Annotated in this window: 15 protein-coding genes and 3 pseudogenes; 12 read left to right on the top strand and 6 right to left on the bottom strand. The window is 69.5% G+C overall.

The annotated features are described in order from the left end of the window. Window positions 1-12: 12 nt before the first annotated feature. The 6 genes from SMD20_RS16115 (at window position 13) to SMD20_RS16090 (ending at window position 6,977) form a co-directional block, all read left to right on the top strand. Window positions 13-912, top strand: coding sequence for a carbohydrate ABC transporter permease (locus SMD20_RS16115; protein WP_329581289.1), 900 nt, complete (start codon window positions 13-15; stop codon window positions 910-912). Further along, window positions 912-1,823, top strand: a complete 912-nt coding sequence (locus tag SMD20_RS16110) for a carbohydrate ABC transporter permease (protein WP_329581286.1) — start codon at window positions 912-914, stop codon at window positions 1,821-1,823. The genes SMD20_RS16115 and SMD20_RS16110 overlap by 1 nt, the downstream gene beginning before the upstream one ends. Then, window positions 1,823-2,890 carry an ABC transporter ATP-binding protein gene (locus SMD20_RS16105; protein ID WP_329581283.1) on the top strand — a complete coding sequence of 356 codons (1,068 nt, stop codon included), beginning with the start codon at window positions 1,823-1,825 and terminating at the stop codon, window positions 2,888-2,890. Before SMD20_RS16110 ends, SMD20_RS16105 begins: the two co-directional genes overlap by 1 nt. Beyond that, window positions 2,890-3,966 carry an ABC transporter ATP-binding protein gene (locus tag SMD20_RS16100; RefSeq protein WP_329581280.1) on the top strand — a complete coding sequence of 359 codons (1,077 nt, stop codon included), beginning with the start codon at window positions 2,890-2,892 and terminating at the stop codon, window positions 3,964-3,966. Before SMD20_RS16105 ends, SMD20_RS16100 begins: the two co-directional genes overlap by 1 nt. 120 nt (window positions 3,967-4,086) lie before the next feature. Further along, window positions 4,087-5,547, top strand: a complete 1,461-nt coding sequence (locus SMD20_RS16095) for an NAD-dependent succinate-semialdehyde dehydrogenase (RefSeq protein WP_329581277.1) — start codon at window positions 4,087-4,089, stop codon at window positions 5,545-5,547. Between the two features lie 194 nt (window positions 5,548-5,741). Then, the gene (locus SMD20_RS16090; protein ID WP_329581275.1) at window positions 5,742-6,977 is read left to right on the top strand and encodes an iron-containing alcohol dehydrogenase; all 1,236 of its coding nucleotides are present in this window, start codon (window positions 5,742-5,744) and stop codon (window positions 6,975-6,977) included. Between the two features lie 146 nt (window positions 6,978-7,123). On the opposite strand, the pseudogene SMD20_RS16085 reads toward SMD20_RS16090, so the two are convergent. Beyond that, window positions 7,124-7,479, bottom strand: a pseudogene (locus SMD20_RS16085) (ISL3 family transposase); the annotation flags it as partial. Window positions 7,480-7,716: 237 nt separating this feature from the next. Between SMD20_RS16085 and SMD20_RS16080 the strand changes: the two are divergent. Further along, window positions 7,717-8,112, top strand: coding sequence for a DUF2809 domain-containing protein (locus SMD20_RS16080; RefSeq protein ID WP_329581272.1), 396 nt, complete (start codon window positions 7,717-7,719; stop codon window positions 8,110-8,112). An 81-nt stretch (window positions 8,113-8,193) separates the two neighbouring features. Then, window positions 8,194-8,566, top strand: a pseudogene (locus SMD20_RS16075) (transposase); the annotation flags it as partial. 53 nt (window positions 8,567-8,619) lie between these two features. Here SMD20_RS16075 and SMD20_RS16070 read toward each other — a convergent pair. The 4 genes from SMD20_RS16070 to SMD20_RS16055 all read right to left on the bottom strand — a co-directional run bounded on the left by SMD20_RS16070 (window position 8,620) and on the right by SMD20_RS16055 (window position 14,286). Continuing rightward, window positions 8,620-11,856, bottom strand: a complete 3,237-nt coding sequence (locus SMD20_RS16070; protein ID WP_329581270.1) for a BTAD domain-containing putative transcriptional regulator — start codon at window positions 11,854-11,856, stop codon at window positions 8,620-8,622. Between the two features lie 76 nt (window positions 11,857-11,932). Continuing rightward, window positions 11,933-13,072 (bottom strand): serine hydrolase domain-containing protein, encoded by a 1,140-nt coding sequence (locus SMD20_RS16065; protein WP_329581267.1) that lies wholly within the window; start codon window positions 13,070-13,072, stop codon window positions 11,933-11,935. Between the two features lie 25 nt (window positions 13,073-13,097). Continuing rightward, window positions 13,098-13,664, bottom strand: a complete 567-nt coding sequence (locus SMD20_RS16060) for a dihydrofolate reductase family protein (RefSeq protein WP_329581265.1) — start codon at window positions 13,662-13,664, stop codon at window positions 13,098-13,100. Window positions 13,665-13,695: 31 nt separating this feature from the next. Beyond that, the gene (locus SMD20_RS16055; protein ID WP_329581262.1) at window positions 13,696-14,286 is read right to left on the bottom strand and encodes an NADPH-dependent FMN reductase; all 591 of its coding nucleotides are present in this window, start codon (window positions 14,284-14,286) and stop codon (window positions 13,696-13,698) included. A gap of 178 nt (window positions 14,287-14,464) precedes the next feature. Between SMD20_RS16055 and SMD20_RS16050 the strand changes: the two genes are divergently transcribed. From SMD20_RS16050 to SMD20_RS48345, 4 genes and pseudogenes are all read left to right on the top strand, one after another. Further along, window positions 14,465-14,815 (top strand): DUF1801 domain-containing protein, encoded by a 351-nt coding sequence (locus tag SMD20_RS16050; RefSeq protein WP_329581259.1) that lies wholly within the window; start codon window positions 14,465-14,467, stop codon window positions 14,813-14,815. Window positions 14,816-15,782: 967 nt separating this feature from the next. After that, on the top strand, window positions 15,783-16,814 hold the full coding sequence (locus tag SMD20_RS16045; RefSeq protein ID WP_329581256.1) for a hypothetical protein: 1,032 nt from the start codon (window positions 15,783-15,785) through the stop codon (window positions 16,812-16,814). Between the two features lie 500 nt (window positions 16,815-17,314). Further along, entirely contained in the window at window positions 17,315-17,692 is a 378-nt protein-coding gene (locus SMD20_RS16040) for a hypothetical protein (protein WP_329581253.1), read from the top strand. Window positions 17,693-17,729: 37 nt separating this feature from the next. Further along, a pseudogene (locus SMD20_RS48345) lies at window positions 17,730-19,030 on the top strand (IS701 family transposase). Window positions 19,031-19,080: 50 nt separating this feature from the next. On the opposite strand, the gene SMD20_RS16030 reads toward SMD20_RS48345, so the two are convergent. Next, entirely contained in the window at window positions 19,081-21,408 is a 2,328-nt protein-coding gene (locus SMD20_RS16030) for a beta-L-arabinofuranosidase domain-containing protein (protein WP_329581248.1), read from the bottom strand. Window positions 21,409-21,509: the final 101 nt, after the last annotated feature.

Genomic DNA, 21,509 nt, shown 5'->3' with positions numbered 1-21,509 from the left:
CAGGTGGCGTCCGTGACGCCGCCCGCACCGGGCCGGTCCCGCGGCTTGAGCGACCGCGGGCTCGCCGTGGCCTTCACCTCTCCCGCGCTGCTGCTGTTGCTCGCCATGTCGGTGTTCCCGTTGCTGTGGGCGTTGTACCTGTCCTTCACCGACTACTCGGCCACTCGCGGGGGGCCCGCCCAGTTCCTCTGGTTCGAGAACTACACCGCCATCCTGACTTCGCCGCAGGTCCACCAGAGGGCCCTGACGACGTTGATCTACGTGGTCGGCGCGGTCGCCCTGCAGACCGTGCTCGGTTTCGCCATCGCCTACCTGATCTCACGGCGCACGCACGGACGAGGACTGCTGACCACCCTGTTTCTGGTTCCGATGATGCTGTCGCCGGTCGTGGTCGGGCTGTTCTGGCGATTCATGCTCGACGCGCAGTTCGGCGTGATCAACAGCATGCTCGGCTCGCTCGGCCTGGGGCAGGTGGAGTGGCTCACCCGGCAGCGAACGGCACTGATCTCCCTTGTCCTGGTCGACACCTGGCAATGGACGCCGTTCATCATGCTCATCGCACTCGCGGGCCTCACCGCGGTTCCCAGGTACCTGTACGAGGCCGCCTCGATCGATCGGGCGTCCGAGTGGTTCCAGTTCCGCACCATCACTCTTCCGCTGGTGTGGCCGCTGCTTCTCATCGCCGTGTTGTTCCGGGCCATCGAGGCCTTCCGGCTGTTCGACCTCGTCTACATCCTCACCAGCGGAGGCCCGGGGGTCTCCACCGAGACGTTGTCGTTCCACGTCTACAAGGTCGCGTTCCTGGGCTTCAACACCGGAACCGCCTCGGCGTACGGGATCCTCATGGTCCTCATCGTCATCGTCCTCACGCAGCTCTACCTGCGCTACTTGAACAAGCTCAAGGAGGACTGATGGCCCTCTCCGTCGACGAGGCCGTGTCCACAGGTCCTGCCCGGGATCACACGCCCCCCTCGCGCCGCTTCGGCGGCCGGGGCCGCGCCGTGCTGGAGGTCGCGCTGCTGACCGTGCTGGCCGTCGTGATGCTCTTCCCGGTGCTGTGGATGATCGAGACGTCCATCAAGGAGAACCGGGACGTCTACGCCGTCCCGGCCAAGTTCTTCGACTTCAAGGTCACCATGGAGCATTTCAAGGACGTGTTCGTCGCCTCCGGCGGCGGTCGTTCGACCTTGTCCGCCTCGTTCCTCAACTCCGTCCTGGTCGCCGGGGTCTCCACTGCGCTGGCCACCGTGCTGGGGGTCCCGGCGGCCTGGGCCTACTCACGCTTCGCCGTGAAGGCCAAGAAGGACCAGCTGTTCTTCATCCTGTCCACCCGCTTCATGCCGCCCGTGGTGGTCGTGATTCCAATCTTCCTCATGTACCGCCAAGTCGGGCTCATCGACACCAAGCTCGGCCTGATCCTCATCTACACCGCCTTCAACGTCCCGTTCACGATCTGGATGATGAAGGGGTTCGTCGACGAGGTGCCCGCGGAGTACGAGGACGCCGCCATGCTCGACGGCTACACCCGCTTGCAGGCGTTCTGGCGATTCACCCTTCCCCTGCTCCTGCCCGGCATCGCCGCGACGGCGGTCTTCGCACTCATCTTCTCGTGGAACGAGTTCGTGTTCGCCATCTTCCTCACCTCCAGCGACGACGTGCGGACGGCCCCGCCCGCCATAGCCGGCCTCATCGGCGGAACCACGGTGGACTGGGGTCTCGTGGCCGCCGCCTCCGTGGTGTTCGCCCTGCCGGTGCTCGTCTTCGCCTACCTGGTGCGCAAGCACCTCGTCGCCGGTGTGACGCTCGGGGCGGTGCGACGCTGATGGCGGGCATCGAGGTGAGCGCCCTGCACAAGCGCTACCCGGACGGGACGGTGGCGGTCGATCACGTGGACCTGTCCATCCGCGACGGCGAGCTGTTCGTGATGCTCGGCCCTTCGGGTTGCGGCAAGACGACCACGCTGCGGGCCATAGCCGGCCTGGAAAGGCAGACGACGGGCGACATCCGCATCGGCGACACGCTGGTCAACGACCTGCCGCCCGCCGACCGCGACATCGCCATGGTGTTCCAGTTCTACGCTCTCTACCCGCATCTGAGAACCCGCGACAACCTGGCGTTCCCGCTGCGGGCCGAGGGACTGCCCAAGGCGGAGGTGCGCAAGCGGGTCGACGAGGCCGCCGGGCTGATGCGGCTCGGTCCGCTCCTGGACAGGCGACCGCACCGGCTGTCCGGCGGGGAGCAGCAGCGCGTCGCGCTCGCCCGCGCCCTCGTGCGACGACCGCGCGCATTCCTCATGGACGAACCCCTCACCAATCTGGACGCGGAGCTGAGGGCGGACATGCGCACGGAGATCAAGCACCTGCAGGGGGAGCTGGGGACGACGATGGTCTACGTCACTCACGACCAGGTCGAGGCGATGTCGCTCGGTCACAGAATCGCCATCCTCAACAAGGGCCGCGTCGAGCAGATCGGCACGCCGCTGGAGGTCTACGACCGTCCGGCGAGTCTTTTCTGCGCCGCGTTCATCGGCTCCCCGCCGATGAACCTGATCGAGGTGGAGGTGGCCGACGGGAAGCTGCGCAGTCAGGGCGGGCTGGCCCTCACGCCACCGCCGGGCCTGCCGCGCGACCGTCGCCTGGTCGCGGGCGTCCGGCCGGAGGCGCTGGAAGTCACGGAACCAGGGGCGGAACGTTCGGTCCCGGCCCGCGTGGTCTCGGCGGAGTGGCTGGGCGACGAGATCATCTACGTGGTCGACCACGACGGACAGCGCGACGTACGGGTTCGGATGCCGCCGACTGTCCGTTTCACCGCTGACGCACCGGTCGGGCTGCGGCACACCGGCGGGCCCCCGCCGGTCTACGACGTGAGCACGGAAGAGCTGGTGGCCTGATGGGAACCGTGGCAGTGCGCGGGCTGTGCAAGTCCTTCGGCAAAGTCCAGGCCCTGGACGGGGTGACGCTGGACATACCGGACGGCTCGTTCTTCGTCGTGCTCGGACCCTCCGGGGCAGGCAAGACGACGACCCTGCGAGCGATCGCCGGCCTCGAGAAGCTCGACGCCGGGTCGGTGCACCTGGACGGGAGGGACGCGACCGGTGACAGCCCGGCCGCACGCGACCTGGCCATGGTCTTCCAGAACTACGCCCTCTACCCGCGACACACGGCGTACGAGAACATCGCTTCGCCGCTGCGGGCACGCCGCTGTTCCTCGAGCGAGATCGCCGCCGCCGTCGAGCGGATGTCGAGCCTGCTGCACATCGAACGTCTGCTGCAGCGTCGTCCCGCGCAGTTGTCGGGTGGTGAGATGCAGCGGGTCGCCCTGGCCCGGGCGCTGGTCCGTCACCCGCGCGCGTTCCTCATGGACGAGCCGCTGACGAACCTCGACCTCAAGCTTCGCGTCGAGATGCGCACCGAGCTCACCCGCATCCACCGGAGCCTCGGAGCGACCTTCATCTACGTGACCAACGACCAGGTCGAGGCCCTGTCCATGGCCGACCAGGTCGCGGTACTCAAGGAGGGAAAGGTGCAGCAGGTCGGAACGCCGGCCGAGGTGTACGAGCGGCCGGCCAACCAGTGGGTCGCGGGATTCGTCGGCAGCCCGCCGATCAGCCTGCTCGCCTGCCACGCCGAGGGAGATCGTCTGGTCGGGGCGGAAGGCTGGACGCTGCCGCGGCCCCGCTGGACCACGGCTGAGGACGGCCGTCCGCTGCTGCTGGGCCTGCGCGCGGAGGACCTGTCCGTCGAGCAGCGTGGGGACGCGTCGTTGCCGGGTGAGCTCTACGGCCTTGAGCCGCTCGGTGACCGGACGGTGGTCGACGTCCGGGTGGGGAAGGAGATCCTCAAGGTCAAGGCACGAACCACCGTCACCGGTACGCCGGGCGAGCGGCTGCTTGTCACGGTCGACCTGGACCGTGCGCACCTGTTCGATGCGGGCACCGGGCTGGCGCTGTCCGAGGCCGGGAGGTGATCGCGCAGGCGTCGCCCTGCGGCCAGGGCCGAGAGGTCGCGTGACCCGTTCGTCAACGCGCGTGGCGCGATCACTGACGTCACGCCGGCCATCACCGAGAACATCACAGGAGGCGACGCAATGAGTGACCCGATGAACGTCCTGGCCCCCGAGCACCGGCGGCTCCGGATCGGCGACGGCTGGCGCGACGCTGCCGGCGGAGCCACCTTTGCGGTCGAGGACCCGGCCACCGGCGAGACCATCGCCGAGGTGGCGGACGCCGACGTCGTTGACGGGCTCGCCGCTCTGGACGCGGCGAGCAAGGCAATGGCGGAGTGGGCGGCGACCCCACCGCGAAAACGGTCGGAGTTGCTGACCGCGACGTACCGGATACTGACCGAGCGATCCGAGGAGGTCGCCCGGCTGATCACGCTCGAGATGGGCAAGCCGCTCGCGGAGGCTCGCGGAGAGGTGGCCTACGGCGCCGAGTTCTTCCGCTGGTTCGCCGAGGAGGCGGTGCGCGTCGAGGGGCGCTACAACACCGCTCCCGCTGGTGGATATCGCATCCTCACCGTGCCGAGGCCGGTCGGACCGTGCGTCTTCGTGACACCATGGAACTTTCCGCTGGCCATGGGCGCCCGCAAGATCGCTCCTGCGCTGGCGGCGGGCTGCACGACGATCACCAAGCCGGCGGCCCAGACGCCACTCACCATGCTGTTCCTGGCCCGCATCATGGAGGAGGCCGGCGTTCCTCCGGGCGTCGTCAACGTCGTGACGACCAGGCGTGCCGGCGAGGTGGTCTCGGCACTGCTGGCCGACCGCCGGACCCGCAAGCTCTCGTTCACCGGGTCGACCGAGGTCGGGCGCGTGCTGCTCCGGCAGGCGGCGGACAACGTGCTGCGCACCTCCATGGAACTGGGCGGCAACGCGGCCTTGATCGTGTGTGCCGACGCGGACCTGGACGTCGCGCTCGACGGTGCCATGGTGGCCAAGATGCGCAACCTCGGGGAGTCCTGCATCGCGGCCAATCGAATCTACGTCGAGGAGCCGGTGCGCGAGGAGTTCACGGCACGCTTCGCCAAGCGGATGGGCGCGCTCTCGGTGGGCCATGGTCTGGACGACGGCGTGGACGTCGGGGCGCTGATCGACGAGGCCTCGGTCACCAAGATCGACGAGCTCGTCGCCGACGCGGTCGATCGCGGAGCCCGTGTCCTGGTGGGCGGCGAGCGCCCGGATGGGCCGGGCCACTTCTACCCGCCCACGGTCCTCGTCGACGTGCCCGACGACGCGCGGATGCTGGAGGCGGAAATCTTCGGCCCGGTGGCCCCGATCATCTCGTTCACGTCCGACGACGAGGTGATCGCGAAGGCCAACGACACCGAGCACGGCCTGGCCGGATACGTCTTCACCCGTGACCTCCAGCGGGCGCTCCGGTTCGCCGAAGGGCTGGAGACGGGGATGCTCGGCATCAACCGTGGTCTGGTCTCGGACCCGTCAGCTCCGTTCGGAGGGGTGAAGCAGTCCGGGATCGGCAAGGAGGGGTCGCACGAGGGCATCCGCGAGTATCTCGACGTCACCTACGCGGCGATCGACCTACCGTGACCGGCATCCACCGGTGGGGCGGGACCCTGACCATGGCCGGCATGGACCCGCCGGCACCCGGGGACGCCGCCGACTCCGCCGGCGTGCGCGCCCGCGCCATCCGGCAGCCCACCTTGCCGACGCCGTCCCGGTCTCGCAGCTGACCCGGACGTCCGCCCGGCACATCACCGCCGACGTTCCAGAGAGGCACCGACATGCTTGAGACCGTCCGCGGACCACGCCAGCTGATAGTGGGCGAAGGGGTCGCGCAGAACATCCCACGAGTGGTGGCCGAGTGCGGCTCGCGAGTCCTCATCGTGACCGACCGGGTCCTGCTGGGACAGCCGGGCGTGGCCGAGATCGTGGCCGCCGTACGGGAGAAGGTCGAAGTCGTCGGGGTGTTCGCCGACGCGACTCCGGACGTGCCACTCACCGATGTCGCCCTGGCCGTCTCAGCCGCCGCAGAGGTGGACGCCGACGTCATCCTCGCCATCGGAGGCGGCACGGTGATCGACCTCGCCAAAATCGTCGGCGTCATCCGGTGCCACGGCGGGACGCCGCGCGACTTCTACGGGGAGTCGAAGGTGCCGGGGCCGACGACGCCTCTCGTCGCGGTCCCGACGACATCAGGCACCGGCTCCGAGCTCACGCCCGTCTCGGTGCTGACCGACCCGGACCGCGAGCTGAAGGTGGGGGTCTCCAGCGTCCACATCGTGCCCGACTTCGCCATCGTCGACCCCGAGCTCACCTACACCTGCCCTGCGACCGTCACCGCCCACTCCGGCATCGACGCGTTCTGTCACGCGGTGGAGAGCTACACCGCGCGACCCCGGGCCCACGGACCGCGCGACCCGGTGGAACAGGTCTTCCTCGGCCGCAACCCGATCACCGACCACTACGCGCTCCTGGCCGCGGAGCGGATCGCCCGCAGCTTGCCCCATGTCGTCAGGGACGGAGGCGACAAGGACGCGCGCGCGGACATGTCCTATGGGTCCATGCTGGCCGGGCTCGCGTTCTCCCACGCAGGCAACGCGGCTCCGCACGCGCTCCAGTACCCCATCGGCGCAGCCACCCACACACCGCACGGTCTGGGCGTCGGGCTGCTGCTGCCCTACGCGCTGGACGCGGCCAGGGACGCCATCGGCGACCGGTTGGCCATCCTCGCCCGGGTGTGCGGGCTCGACGTGACCGACGCCTCGGATGCCGAGGCCGCGGATACGTTCCTCACCTGGCTCGACGGGCTCCTTGCCGACATCGGCATCCCTGCCACCTTGGCGGACATCGGCGTGGCACGCGCCGACCTCCCACGCTTCGCGGAGATGGCCGGCCGCGTCACCCGCTTGATCCAGAACCATCCAGGCCCGACCGACACCGCCAGCCTGACCGCTCTCCTCGAAGCGGCCTGGCTCGGGGACCGGACCCGGCTTTTCCCGACTCCGAAGCAGAGATAGTGGCTCTGGCCCGTCATCGGTGGTGGCGGTAAGTGACTGTCACGGCAGCAGGATGCGACGGCGTAACAGATCGAACCCGGCGCGGCCATTGTGGTGGGGGAGGGGGAGGGGGAGGGCGGCGTTCACGGCGACGCGGTGGTGACGGGCCGTTCTCCTTCGACTCGACCTTGAGTGATACAGCGGTAGAGCAGTTGAGACTGCCGGTGTAGCCGAGTTCCTTGGTCTCCCGGAACAGCTGCCGAACGGGCACGGCTGGGCCGGTAGCGCGGTGCGCGGCGTGAAGTCTCGGGCCGCTGGGTGCGGGCGTAGCGCTTGACGGTGCCCCGCAACAGGTTCGGGCGGCGGGCGCATTCCAGCAGGCGCAGGCGCTGGGGGAGCGAACCTCGGCGAGGGTCTTGTCGCAGACGTTCGCCCACAGATGCCACCGGTCGCCGACCTGCACCGCATCCGGCAGAACACGTCGAATCGCCTCCCCATAGGCACCCGACCCGTCCCGGCAGATACCGCAGAGCAGCCCACCTCCAGCACAAGGCCGGCCACCGCGCAGTGGAGGCCGTTTCCCTGTGGGGGCTCGGCGACACCCTGCACGATCTCGGACGGAAGGAAGAGGCACGGAAGTGCTGGCACCAGTCAGCTCGGACGTCTTTCAGGCCGAACGCGATCAGCGCGCGGTCATGAGCGACGAGTTCTATGATCAGGTTCGTCCTGATCGCCGAGATACGAAGAAGACGTCAGCCTCATGCGCCGCGCCATGCTCCTTTTAGGTGGTTTCGCCCTTGTCGTCGGCGCGTTCGTTCTCTTCTACCGGGGTCCGGGACAACCGTTCATTCGCGGTTACGTGAGCGACGTCAGCGCCACCATGCTGGTCTACGCGCTCTTGGGACTGTTGTGGCGCGCCACCGCCGCACGCCGCGCCCTGACCACGGCCGCGATCGCCGCCGCCGTCGAGATCTACCAGATGGTCGGTATGACGCCACCGGGCATCGGCGGTGTCCTGGTCGGCGCGTTCCCCGACCCATGGGACCTGGTCGCCTATGCCATCGGTGTGGTCACGGCCCTGGCCTGGGAACGCCGAATGGGCCGACCCGGCGATCAGGCCGGCCGACTTTCGGACACCACCCCACCGGCACACTGACGGTACGGATACATCAGGACAAGCTGGCGGTCGGTGCAGTGCTCGGCACAGGGCTGGCGGTGCCAGTCCGGACCTCGCGGTCTCCTCGCGGCCGGGGACGGCGCGCTGGGCTTCTGGTCGGCGCTGGCCGAGATCTGGAACGCCGAGAGCAAGGACCAGGCGCCGGCCGCGGTCGCCGCCTTCGAGGCCGCCTACGGCGCGAAGTTCCCCAAGGCCGCCGCCGAGGTCACCGACGACATGGGGGAACTGCCGGCCTTCTACGATTACCCGGCCGAGCACTGGCGGCATCTGCGCACCACCAACCCGATCGAGTCCACCTTCGCCACCCTCCGGCACCGCACCAAGGTCACCAAGGGACCCGGCTCACCTGGTCGCTCTGGTCCGCGCCGGGGCCATCTTCATCGACGGCAAGCTCGTCGAACGCCCCGCTGAATCACCCGTCCCCAACTCATGATCCGGGCGGTACGCGACAGCGAGGTATGCGCCTGACGCCGGGACGGATGGGTCCTATCGAGCCGTTTCGAGTCGTCCGGGTCGATCGAGGAGGGCGCGGGCCTCGTCGGGGCGGAGCAGGCGGCCGTAGGCGAACCCCGCGGCGTACGTCTCCTCGCCGAGTGCGGCACGGGCCGCGAGGGCGGTCCTGTCCAGGTCGCCCTGCTCGGCGGGCGTGACCGCCTTCGGGATCGACTCGCGGGCCGCGGCGGCTGCTCCGAGCAGTTGGGCGGCCTCGTGCGGGTGGCCGTCGAGTGCGCAGGCGCCGGCGAGGCCGGACAGCGCCCGCGCGATGTCCGCTCCCGCGCTCAGGTCGCGCGCGATGGCGAAGGCTTCCAGGTGCCGGGCCATGGCCCCCGAGGGGTTGCCGCGCAGCTCCTCGACATAGCCGAGTTCGACCAGGACGCTCGGCGCGTACAGAGGGCGTCCTGGTCCGGTGTGGTGCTCGGCGGCGTCCATGAGGATGCGCAGGTGTGCCTCGGCCGCGTCCAGGTCGCCTTCCCGGCGGGCGGCGAAGGCGAGCCCCATCTCCGCGAACACGGCACCGAGGGGCTGGCCCTGCTCCCTGGCGAGCTGAAGGCCCCGCTCGCAGTGCTCGCGCGCCGACGGGTAGTCGCCGCATTCCATGGCGATCCAGCCGAGCCAGGACAGGCGGCCGGAGAACTCGGGCCAGAGCCCGAGCTCTCCGGCCATGCGCAACCCGTCACGGTGCAGGCGGGTCGCCTGCTCGTAGTCGCCGACCAGAACGGCGTGGGCGCCGAGCCACTCGGTGGCCTGCAGCAGCCCCCACCGGTCACCGAGCCGGCGGAACAGCGCCGCGCTCCGCGCGCCGTCACGCTCGAGCGCGGCGGAGTCGCTTTTCACGTGCGCGTGTTTGGCCCGCAGGCTGAGCGCGGCCGCCACTCCCCACTGATCGTCGACGGCGCGGAACGTGGTCAGCGCGCCCTCGATCAGCTCCTCGGTGGCGGACACGTCGCCGAGGTCGATCTCGGCGAACGCGAGGAACCACTCGGCCCTGGCCCGCCCCGACTTGTCCGCCACCCCTTCGTACGCGTCCAGCACCGCCTGGTGGCGGGCCGGCCAGTCTGCGATGTCGCCCAGCAGGAACGAGATGCCGGCGTGCCAGGCCATGGCCCTGGCACGGGCGGCGGGGAGCGCCTCACCCGTGGCGTCCAATGCCGCCTGGAGCGACCGCCGGGCCTCGGTCAGCCGGCCGCGCAGGAACCAGTACCAGGCCAGCGCGTTGGCCAGGCGCAGCGCGAGGCCGGCCGCGCCCTGCCGGGCCGCGTCGTCGAGCGCGTCGTGCAGGTTGGCCGCCTCGGCGTCCAGTCGCTGCAGCCAGCGCCGCTGGTCGGGGCCGTAGAGGTGGGGCTCGGCCCGCTCGGCCAGCTGGGTGTAGTGGGCGAGGTGGCGCCGCCTGATCTGCTGGAGCTCGCCGGCCTCGTGCATGCGTTGCGTGCAGTAGACGGCCACTGACTCCAGCAGCCGGTAGCGGGGATCGTCGTCGCGGCGGTCGGACACGACCACGAGCGAGCGGTCCACCAGGCGCGCGAGGATGTCGAGTACCTCGTCGGAGCGCACGCCGTCGTCCGCGCAGACCGCCTGGGCGGCCTCAAGGGTGCACCCGTCGGCGTGGATGGCCAGGCGGCGCAGCACCGTGCGCTCGGCCTCGGTGAGCAGCTGCCAGCTCCAGTCGATCATCGCCATGAGCGTCTGCTGTCGCGGCGGAGCACCGCGGTGTCCTGTCGTCAGCAGCCGGAACCGGTCGTCAAGCCTGGCGAGCAGGCCGTGCATCCCCAGCGTGCGCACGCGGGTGGCGGCCAGCTCCAACGCCAGAGGGATGCCGTCCAGCCTGCGGCACAGCACCGCGACAGCCTCCGCGTTGTCGGGGGTGAGGGTGAACCCGTGCGCCGCGGCGGCCGCACGCGTCACGAACAGTCGCACCGCGCTGAACCGCGCCAACGTCGCGGGGTCGGCGCCGTCGCCGGGGCCGGGCACCTCCAGCGCCGGCACGGGCCACACCACCTCACCCGCCAGGCCGAGCGGCTCCCGGCTGGTCGCCAGGACCCGCAGTCCGGGCACGGCGCGCAGCAGCAGGCCGACGAGCTCCGCGACCGGCTCGATCACGTGCTCGCAGTTGTCCAGCACCAGCAGCAGCCGCCTGGCGCGCAGGGCCCGGGCGAGCCGGTCGGCCGGTGCCTCCCGCGGCCCGGCGCCGCCGTCGTGGATGTCCAGGACCGCCATCACCAGGTCGGTGAGCGATCCCATCGCATCCGGCATGCCGGGGCGCAACGCGCCCAGCTCGACGAGCCATGCGCCGTCGGCCATCGGGGCGGCGACGTCGATCGAGAGCCGGGTCTTGCCCACCCCGCCCGAGCCGGTGAGCGTCACCAGCCGGTGTCGCCGCAGCAGCGCGCGCACCTCGGCGACCGCGTCGTCGCGGCCGATCAGGCCGGTGATGGCGCTGGGCAGGTTGGTCGCCGGCGCGGGGCCGACCGGCGCGTGGAGCCCCGGGTCATGAGCCAGGATCGACCGGTGCAGGCCGGCCAGGGCGGGACCCGGGTCCACGCCGAGCTCCTCGGCCAGCTGGGCCCGCGACTCCTCGTAGCTGCTCAGGGCCTCGCCCTGTCGCCCGGCCCGGTAGAGGGCGAGCATGTGCAGGGCGCGTGGCCGCTCCCGCAGCGGGTGGCGGGCCAGCAGCTCGCCGAGCTCGCCGGCGACCTCGGCGTGCAGGCCGAGCGCGAGCCGCGCCTCGGCCAGGTCCTCCATGGCGGTGAGGCGCTGCTCCTCCAGGCGCGCGATCGTGGTGCGGGCGAACGCCTCATCGGCGAAGTCGATGTACGCCGGGCCCCGCCAGAGGGCCAGGGCTCCGGACAGGAGCTCGGCCCTGGCCCGTGGGTCGTCCGTCTCGCGGGCCTTGGCGGTGAGGCTCTCGAAGCGGTGTGCGTCCACCGCGTCGGCGTCGACGCGGAGCAGGTAGCCCGGCGGCGGGGACACGAGGAGCGCCCGCCCGCCCGGCTCGGCCTCCTCCAGTGCCCGGCGCAGGTAGGAGGCCTTCGCCGACAGCGCGCCCGGCGCCTTGCCCGGCGGGTCGTCGCCCCACAGGTGGTCGATGAGCAGGTCGGCGGGCACCGGCCGCCCGTGGTGCACGAGCAGGGCCGCCAGCAGGGCTCGGACCTTGAGACCGGGCACCGTGACGGCGCCGCCGTCGTCGCGCCACACCGTGAGTGGCCCCAGCACCCCGAAGCGCATGACCGCCACCATAACGTGGACCGGCGACACTTTCGCCGGCTCGCGTCCTGAGCGGGGGTGTGGGGCCGCTCGCCGGTCAGCGCGGGCCGAGGGCCTTGGTGACGAGCGCGCCGATGTGGTGGAACGTGCTGTAGTCACCGGCGGTCACGCGGTTCTTGGCCACAGCGACGACCGTTCCGGTGGCGGTGTCGGCGTAGGCCGCGGTCCCCCCGCTTCCGGCCATGCCGAACAGGGTGAGGCTGTCGAGCGGTCCGGGGAAGCCGATGTCGTACCCCAGTCCCCGGGTGGCCGGAGCGCCGGTGACCTCGTCGATCCCGCTGATCGTCACCGTGGTGACCTCTCGGAGCCGCTCGGAGGAGATGAGCCGCACGTCGTCGACCTCGTCCATCAGGGCGGCGTACATGCGTGCCACGGCTCGGGCGGTCATGACGCCGCCCGCCGGGATGTCGGCGGCGAGCACGTCCTCGCGGTTGCAGTAGGCCGCGGTCGGCAGTGCCGCCGGCGGCGCCGCCGTCCATCCGTCCACGATCCTGAAGAACGGCACCTGCTCCGCCATCGCGGCGATCATGTCGGGGGTCAGCTCCATGCCACCCGCCGCCTCCTCCAGTCGGGCCTGCCGGCCGAGTTCGGAGGCCGGCACGCCGAAGAACAGCTCGTCCGCCACGCCCAGCGGCCCGGACACCTCATCGCGCAGCACCTGGGAGATCGGCCGGCCGGTGGCCCGGCGCACGATTTCGCCCGCGAGGTAGCCGAACGACTGTGGGTGGTAGCCGGTCCTGGTCCCGGGCTCCCACCACGGTGTCGCGCCGGCAATCGCCGCGCACATCTTGTCCCAGTCGGTCAGGTCCTCCGGCGTCGTGTCCTGCGGGAGGCCGGGCACGCCGACGGAGTGGTTGAGCACGTGGCGCACGGTGGCGCGCTCCTTGCCGTGCGCGCCGAACTCCGGCCACAGCTCCACGACGGGGGTGTCATACGCGAGAACGCCCTGTTCCACGAGCACGTGCACGACGGTGGAGGTCACCCCCTTGCCGGTCGAGGTGACGTGGAACGGCGTGTCCGGCGTGACCGGCCGGCCGGTCACCGCGTCGGCCTGGCCGGCGACGGCGTCGACCACCAGGTCTCCGCGGTGGTAGACGGCGACCTGCAGGCCCCGTTCGGCGCCGGTCTCGACCAGTTGGTCGATGGCGTCCTGCGTCTGCCGCTGTATGTCGGTCATGGCGATGCTTCCTCTTTCGTCGCACTTACTTCTCGGCAGCGGCTGCCGGCTTGTGCGCCAGGACGACCACTCCCGATGGGAACGTCTTCGTGCCGGTCAGGCGGAACCGTGTCTGGCTCCAACCGGTGAACAGGCTCTGTCCGCGCCCCAGGACGACGGGGTGAACCCAGACCCGGATCTCGTCGACGAGGTCGTGCCGGGTCAGCGTCCGGGCCAGCTCGCCGCACCCGTACATCAAGATGTCCCGGCCGGGCTCTCGCTTGAGCTCGCGCACCGCCTCGGCGACATCGCCCTTGAGCAGGGTCGAGTTCGTCCAGCCGACGTCGTCGAGCGTGCTGGACACGACGTACTTCGGCATGGTGTTGATCCGGCGGGTGAAATCGTCCGGCGCGGGCCCGTCCTCGCTCATCGACGGCCAGGACTCAGCGAAGCCCTGATAGGTGACCCGTCCCATCAGCAGGGCGTCCGCGGCGAACAACTGGTCGCGGGCGTAGGCCTCGTACTCCGCGGTCGAGTACTCGAGGGACCACTCGTGCGGGTCCTGCTGGACGCCGTCCATGGTCGCGAAGACGGAAACGATCACGTTGCGCATGGCACGCTCCTGCGGTTGTAGTGGGCTGCGATCATCGGAAGGTGTACGGACGCAGGTCACGCGCCTCGCGCAGCGCGTACGCCCACCAGGTCAGCTCGTCCAGCGTCGTCCGGACCGTGCTTTCGCACGTCACCGTAGGTTTGGGCCAGCTGCCGTCGGCGGCGTACAACTCCCAGTAGCAAGGCAGCGTGACCAGGGTGCGGATGGCGACGGCATGCAGTTCGCCGAACACCTCACGCAACTGGGCCACGGCGTGCAGACCGCCCGATTCCCTCCCGTAGGCGACGAAGGCGACGGGCTTGGCCTGCCACTCCTCGTAGAACCAGTCGATGGCGGTCTTGAGCGGAGCGGGAAAGCTCCGGTTGTACTCCGGCGTGACCACCACGAACGCGTCGGCGGCGGCCAGCCGGGGAGCGAGGGCTCGTACCGGCTCCGGGACGGGCTCGTCCTGGTCGGTGAGGATGTCGGGCAGACCTGCCGCGGCCAGGTCGACGAGGTCGATGTCCAGTTCCCGGCGCCTGCGGGCCTGGTCGGCGAACCAGGAGGCGACGGTCGGGCCGAACCGTCCGCGGCGGGTGCTGCCGACGATGATCACCAGTCGCAGTGGTGTGCTGTCCGGCATTTCGGGCCTCCCTCGGGTTCGTGTCGTGCTCAACCCTGCGCGAAGGCGTCTCCGGTTTGCTTACGCTCTTTCGCCCGCCGGCGGACCGGGAGGCCGGGGCGAGCGTAAACAGACCGTAAGGACCGCCCCGCATCATGGGTGACGCGTTGAAGCACCCGCAGCCGAGGAGGGCCGTGCCATGTCCAGTGCCGAGGTCGATGAGTTCGTCCGGACCAAGCTGCCGCCACAGCACCAGAGCATCGTCCGTGTCCTGCGCGAGCTCATGGCCGAGGGCGCGCCGGACGCATCAGAGGTGATCAGCCGCGGATCCCCGGCGTGGAAGGGCCGCGCGATCCTCGCCATCATCAGCCACAGCAAGACGCACATCACGTTCGCGTTCGCGCGCGGCGCGGAGTTCGACGACGACCACGGCCTGCTGGAGGGCGTGGGGAAGACCACCAGGCACGTCAAACTCAAGAGCGCGCAGGCCCTCGACCGGCACGCATTGCGTGAGTACATCCGGCAGGCCGTCGTGCTCGACCAGGAATGATCCGCGAGCTCGGCGCGCCCGCGGAGCAGGGAGGCCGTCCCTGCACGATGCTCGTCCGGGCGGGGGCCGCACGAGCCGCCGCCGCTGGCGTCCATGCCCCGGAAGCCGCCGAGCGCGCCGGGCACGGGTGGATGTGCTGCTCAAGGTGTACGCCAAGTGCATCGACGGACAGCGGGAGCGGAACGCAATGGACCCCGGACTTCAACCGGGGTCTTTTGCTATGTGTGACCTGGGAAAACGTCCCGGGATCCATTCCGCGTATGTTCCGCGACGGGCGGCACACGGCTGCTTCCTGCTGCCTGTCCGCGTAACCCAGGTTCTCGCGAAACCCCTGCTCAAGCCAGGGACGCGGTGGTGAGAAGAGTAGGGCGGGTGGGACTTGAACCCACGACCCACGGATTATGAGAATCCTGGTTGACGTCGCCCAGCGTCACGGAGTGCTGTTTTGTACTGTCGTCGCCGGAATTATCCTCGTCGTCGTGTCGGTCTGTGTCGACGCGTGCCGTGCTGTATCGCGTACACGCGAGCAGCCATGCGTTCTCGACCATCGGCACTATGTGCCATTTGTTGGCCCTCTCGGCGCGGCTGTCTGGGGCCGGGCTTGCGTGGTGAGCTCGAATTTCACGGCGGAGCGAACGTGCGCGAGCAATTACCGAGCAGCCATCACCTGGTCATTTGCGTCCGCAGGCAGGATGGCTCGCAGCGGCCCTCGGACGCGACGCATGGTCTGCTCGGCGTGCTGGGACACGATTTTCGGCAGGCGCAGTGCCGGGGCCGCGCTGGCCGTTCATCGCCGCGGCGAACAGCTCTGTCTCGCGGCTGGTTCATCACCTTGACACAGGGGTGAACGCGCCGGTGACCACACGCACGGTAACTCTATGTTCGGTTTTGAAGACGTTTCCGGTCCTGGCCGATATCGTGGCGCGTTGACGATCGGCCAAGTCCGTAAGCCTTCCGGAGCTTCTACATGCGTACCGCAGCGGCGATTCTGTCCTTCATACTCGCCATCACCATCCTGCCCGCACAACCCGCCACGGCCGCGGTTTCCGCCGCGTCGTTGCCGGGCGGCAAGACCACCTTCGTCATCTCACAGGGTCACCTGAAGGCCGCCTCCCAGCAGAACTGGCTACGCCTGGGCAACTACCGCTTCGCCGCGAACGGCACGGTGAGCGCCTCCATGTACCTGTGGTGGCAGCGTCATCCCCAGGCAAGGCAGCGCACCGGCACCGTCCCCGACTCGAGCTGCAGCACCAAGGCGGGTGGCAAGCAGTCGCGGCCTCGCACCTGCGAGGTGCTGACCGCCGGAGGCTTCACCGGGGCCCCCGACGAGAGCCGCACCGGGACGTACACCATGTCAGGGGACGTGCTCACCATCCGGTGGAAGATCGCCCAGACGTGGACGGAGCAGTGGTACGTGCGGACCTCGCCTGACGGCAAGCTGGCCCGCCTGGACCTCAAGCAGAGCACCTTGGCCACGAACGGGTACGGCTACGGCAGCAACGCCGCGATCAGCACGCGCCGCGCGATGAGCTCGGTGAAGGCGTTCCCCGGCTCGCTCAGGCAGGACCTGAGGAGCTGGGCGAGCGGCAAGCTCGTCACCTCCGACAACCAGCCGTTCGGCCTGTCCTCCTTCCGCGCCTGCTCCGCCACCACCTCGTGCCTGACCTACCTGCAGCCCTCCTCGAACAGCGCCTGCAAGAAGGAGGGCGGCTGCCCCAAGTACGGTGGCGGAACGAGCGCCAACATCACCTCCATCCAGTACTACCTGACGATGATCTCCAAGTCCGACCGCCGCGACACGCTGTGGCACTGGTGCACCTGCCTGGCGATGGAGCGGGACGAGTTCTGCTACACCGGCAACTCCCATGTCAAACCGCTCATGCAGATCATCGACGACACCGGAGCCTTCCGCGGCTGGGTCGGTGCTGAGGCATCCTTCTCGACCGGCTCCCGAGCGACGGACATGTTGGCGGTCCTGCGCATCTCCGACTTCCGCTGACCGGCCTTGTCCCCCGCCGCGGTGTTCGTCAGCCGAGGGTCACGATTGGCCCTCCGTGTGTCCGAGTTGAGTGCAATGGGCACGGTGCGCACAGTTGCCGCAGCGTCTCGCGGTCCTCAGTAGAAACACGGCGGTCGCCCGGCGACGCACACGCCAGACCTCGGCTGAGGTCAGCGGCAGGCGGTTAGGTGGTCGCTGTGGCCGGTTGGCCGAGGTGGGGCATGGGAGCTGGTATTTCGCGGTTCAGGTTGTGGGCGTCGGGTCGGCGGGAGCGGGTTCGGCGTGGTGGGTTCGCCAGCGCTGAGGCGGCACGGTGCGCGGGTCGCGAGTTGCCGGCGGCGGAGGCGGATGGGCCGCTTTCCGCTGGGTGCACGGTGGGGCAGTGGCTCCGGTACTGGTTGTCGGTGATGGAGTCGCGGTTGCGGCCGACCGCTGAACCACGCGGTGCGTGAGGACATGATCACGGGCAGCCGGCGCAGGGCGTCCGGTTGCTGGCGCCGGTGCGGACGCATCCGGTGGTGTGGACGGCTCGTCGGGAGGGGGCCTGGCAGCGCGGCGGAGAGCGTCCGGCGGTGGCGGTGTGGACGGTCGAGCAGCTGGCCGCCTTTCTGCGCTTCGAACGTGAGGATCCGTTGTTCGTGCTGTGGTGGCTGGTGGCCTTGCGCGGGCTGCGGTGCGGAGAGGTCGCCGGGCTGCGCTGGGTGGACGTCGACCTGGAGCGGCGCGAGCTCACCATCGCCCATCAGCTGGTGCACACCGACGAGGGGCTGGTCTGGTGCGAGCCGAAGAGCGCGGCCAGCCGGCGGACGTTGGCACTTGATCCGGAGACCGTGCGGCTGCTGCGCCGGCACGAGCGTGCGCAGCTTCGCCCGCTGTGAGCAACGGTCCAACGGTGGGTTGTACCGGCGAGGGCTGATGCTGGACGGGCGGCGCAAATCGATGGTGCCGATGGCTGAGCGGCTGGGCGTGGATCATCAGCGGCTTCAGCAGTTCATCACCTCGTCCACCTGGGACTATGTGGCGGTACGGCGACGCCTGGCGGCCCGGGCGACACAGGTGATCGACGGGGATGCGTGGGTGCTGGACGATACCGGCCACCTTAAGGACGGCGATGCCTCACCGGGGGTGGCCCGCCAGTACAGCGGCACCGCCGGCAAGGTGATCAACTGCCGGATCGCCGTCAGCGTGCATGCCGTCACCGACACCGGCTCGGCTGCGGTGAACTGGCGGCTGTTCCTGCCCGAGAGCTGGGATGACAGCTGCGGCCAGGACCCGGCCGAGGCGACGGCGACCGCTGAGCGGCGCTCGCGCTGCGCCATCCCTGAGATCAGCGGCACCGCCCCAAATGGCAGCTGGCGCTGGACATGCTGGACGAACTCGCCGGTTGGGGGCAGCAACCGCCGCTGGTCGCCGATGCCGGTTACGGGGACGTGACTGCGCTGCGGCTCGGCCTGAGCGATCGCGGCCTGCCTTGTGTCGTCGGCGTCGGGGGCACCACCAGCGTCTATGCCGGCGATGCCGTCCCCGAGGCGGCGCCCTACTCCGGCACTGGCCGCCGGCCGGTGGCCAAGTACCGTGACAAGCCGTCCAGCCTGCGCGAGCTGGTGCTGGCCGCGGGCCGTCCGGTGCTGCACCGCATGACCTGGCGACATGGCAGCAAGCGCACCAAGGGCAACCCCACGGCGAGGATGACCTCCCGGTTCATCGCTCTGCGAGTACGCCCGGCCAACCGCGACATCCCCCGCCAAGCCGATGGCCATCTGCCTGACTGCTGGCTGCTGGCCGAATGGCCACCTGGCGAACCGCCCATCTGTTCCTCACCGAACTCCGCTGACCAGCCCAAAAGCCTGCGGGGCGGCCTGACCTTCTACAAGATCTTGCACATGCTCCAGGTGCCCTTAGCCACTTGGAGCGGCCGATGCCCCACCTGCCGTCAACGACCACCATCACGAACTGACAAAGCACTACTAGCGGCGAAGCGAGCGTTCATTCTTGACATGAGGTCAGTTCCTCCCGGAGCGGATGCAGACCGCGGGACACCGCCTGTCGCGACCCGCTCACCTGGGCCGGACCGGGGACAGGATGCGGCACTGCCCGGAGATCGGCGGTTGACATCCTTGCGATCGATGACATTCCGGTGCGGAGCAATGGGCGGCTCGCGCCGGCGTTCTTCGGCGAGGGGAAGGACGCCAGCGGAGTCGTTGCTCCACGCTTGATCAAATCCTTTTTGCCCGGAATCAAGGTCGGCAGGCCGCTGGGCGGGTGTTCAAGAGTTGCGGACGAGTCGCCACCGGTTGTCGGCGGTTCCGTTGTCGGAGTCCTGAACGGCCTGGGCGCCGTTGGCGGTGGAGTTGTTCTGGATGGCGAGCAGCTTGCCGCTGTTCACGTTGCGGATCTTGTAGGTTCCGTCGCCGTTGTCGACCAAAGTCCACCGGTGGTCGGCTGTGCCGTTGTCGGACCACTGCAGGATGCGGGCACCGTCGACGGTGGACATGTTCTCCACGCCCAGCACCTTGCCGCTGTTGACGTTGCGGAACCGCACGGCGCTGCCGTCGGTCACCATCACCCAGTTGTGGTCCGCGGTGCCATTGTCGGTCCACTGCAGCGCGAGACCGCCGTCCGCTGTGGACATGTTCTGGATGCCGAGGACCAGGCCACTAGCCGCGTTGACCAGCCGGTAGCTTCCGCCGGTGCCCTGCCCGCTGACATTCCAGTAAACGGTGTAGTTGTGCCCCTGCGCATCGTAGAAGGGGATCAGGTTGACCGTCGCGTTATCGGCGGTGGCGGTGAAGGTGAGCGCCGAAGTGCTGGTCCGGGCGATCGAGGAGGTGGTCAGGGCCGGAAGCGACGACAGCGAGGTGTTGCCGTAGTTGCCGGACAGCACGACAGGACCATACGTGATCGCCGCGACGTTCGCGTTGTCGTTGGCCGCCTTCATGGCCACGCGCATGGGCAGGCGCACCGTGACGGTGTCACCGGACGTCCACGAGCGGGTGAGGGTGGCGTAGGAGCCGGGCGTGGTGTCCACGCTCTGCTGCGTGCCGTTGACGCTGATGGTGGCGCCCGACGTCCAGGCGGGGATGCGGATCCGCATCGTCCACGAGCCGCCGACGCTGCCGGTGACCTGCAGGGTCGTGGTGTCACTCGCCGGGTAGGACGTCGTCTGGGTGACCGTGATGCCGCGCTGGGACCAGTTCAGTGTGGATGGCTGGAACAGGTTCACGAACAGCGTGGTGCCGTTGTAGGAGTAGATGGCGTCCACCAGGTTCGTGTTGACCTCCACCCCAGTGCCCTGGCAGCACCAGAACGAGTTGTAGTCAGTGCTCCACGTGCCGCCGCCCCATGCCGGGCCGACCCCACGGCGGCCACCGGGCCGCAGGGGGGTGAAGTAGGTAATGTGCCCGTGGGCGTCCGCCGGGTTCTGGGCACCGATGACGTGGTTGAACAGGGCCCGCTCATAGAAGTCCATGTAGGACGCCTGGCCGGGGTTCAGCAGCCACAGCTCGCGGGTGAGCTTGAGCATGTTGTAGGTGTTGCAGTGCTCGCAGGTGTCGTTGCCGAGGTATCCGGCGATGGCGTTGGGGGCGCGGAAGTGTTCGGCCTGGCTGTTACCGCCGATCACATACGTGTGCGCGTTGACGGTCATGTTCCATGCGTTGTTCGCGATGTCCCGATAGCGGGTGGTGCCGGTCGCCTTGTACTCCCGTGCCGCACCGATCCACTTGGGCACCTGCGTGTTGGCGTGCAGGCCGTTCAGCTGGTCCTGATTGGAGGCGAGCGGGGTGAACACGGCCGCGTGGTCGAATCGCTGAGCCGTCGTGAGCCAGCGCCCGTCACCCGTCTGCTGGTAGATGTCGGTCAGCACCGCGTTCATGCCGCCGAACTCGGTGCCCAGCATGTTCTGCATCTGGCTGGAGCTGAGCCGGGAGGTGCGCTGATCCACCCAACCCGCGAGCGCGAGCAGCACGTCGCGGGCCTGGGTGCTGCCGATCAGGCGCCACACGTCGAGCAGGCCGGCCAGCGTCTTGTGGATGCAGTAGTACGGCACATTGCCGTTGCTCAGCGTGCGCGCTTCGAGGGCGCTGAAGTCCGACTCGGGGAAACCGGAGAGGTAACCGGCGCCGAACCCGGCGGCACCGTTGTTCGCCTGGCATTTGGCGAGCTCGGCGACCATGAAGGTGGCCTTGTCCCGGCAGGTCGTGTCGCCGAGCAAGGCGTACGCCTGGGCCCACGCGGTGAGGAAATGCCCCTGCATGTGGGTGCGGAACGGGAACGACGGGGCGTCCCATCCGCCGTTCGAGGCGGCGCCGTTGGTGGAGAGCCGGTGATTGGCCCGGAAGTTGTACAGCATCCGGTTGACGTCGACGAACCGGAGATAGGAAAGGGTGCGGTTCTGGTTGTCCAGCCAGCGGCCGGAGGTGAGCTGGACCTGCCCGAGGTCGAACAGGTAGGCCGACACGCCGATGTCGGCCCGGGCCGGGGCGACCGCGGCCACGGCGGCCGACGTCCCGGCGGCCTGCCCAACGGCCGACGCGGCAACCGCGACGCCGGCGGTCTGCAAGAGCTGACGGCGGCTGAACGATGGGGATGACACGAGACCTCCAACATGGTGAGCTGCGGTCGCCCGGGGACAACGGGCGACGTCACGGCCGCCTCGCCGCACTCGGCAGCCATGGGACGAAGAGGGGAACAACG

The organism is Nonomuraea sp. LP-02, assembly GCF_036289125.1.
GTDB lineage: Bacteria > Actinomycetota > Actinomycetes > Streptosporangiales > Streptosporangiaceae > Nonomuraea > Nonomuraea bangladeshensis.
The sequence above is the reverse complement of the archived record's forward strand: the minus strand, read 5'-3'. Positions and strand labels throughout refer to the sequence as shown.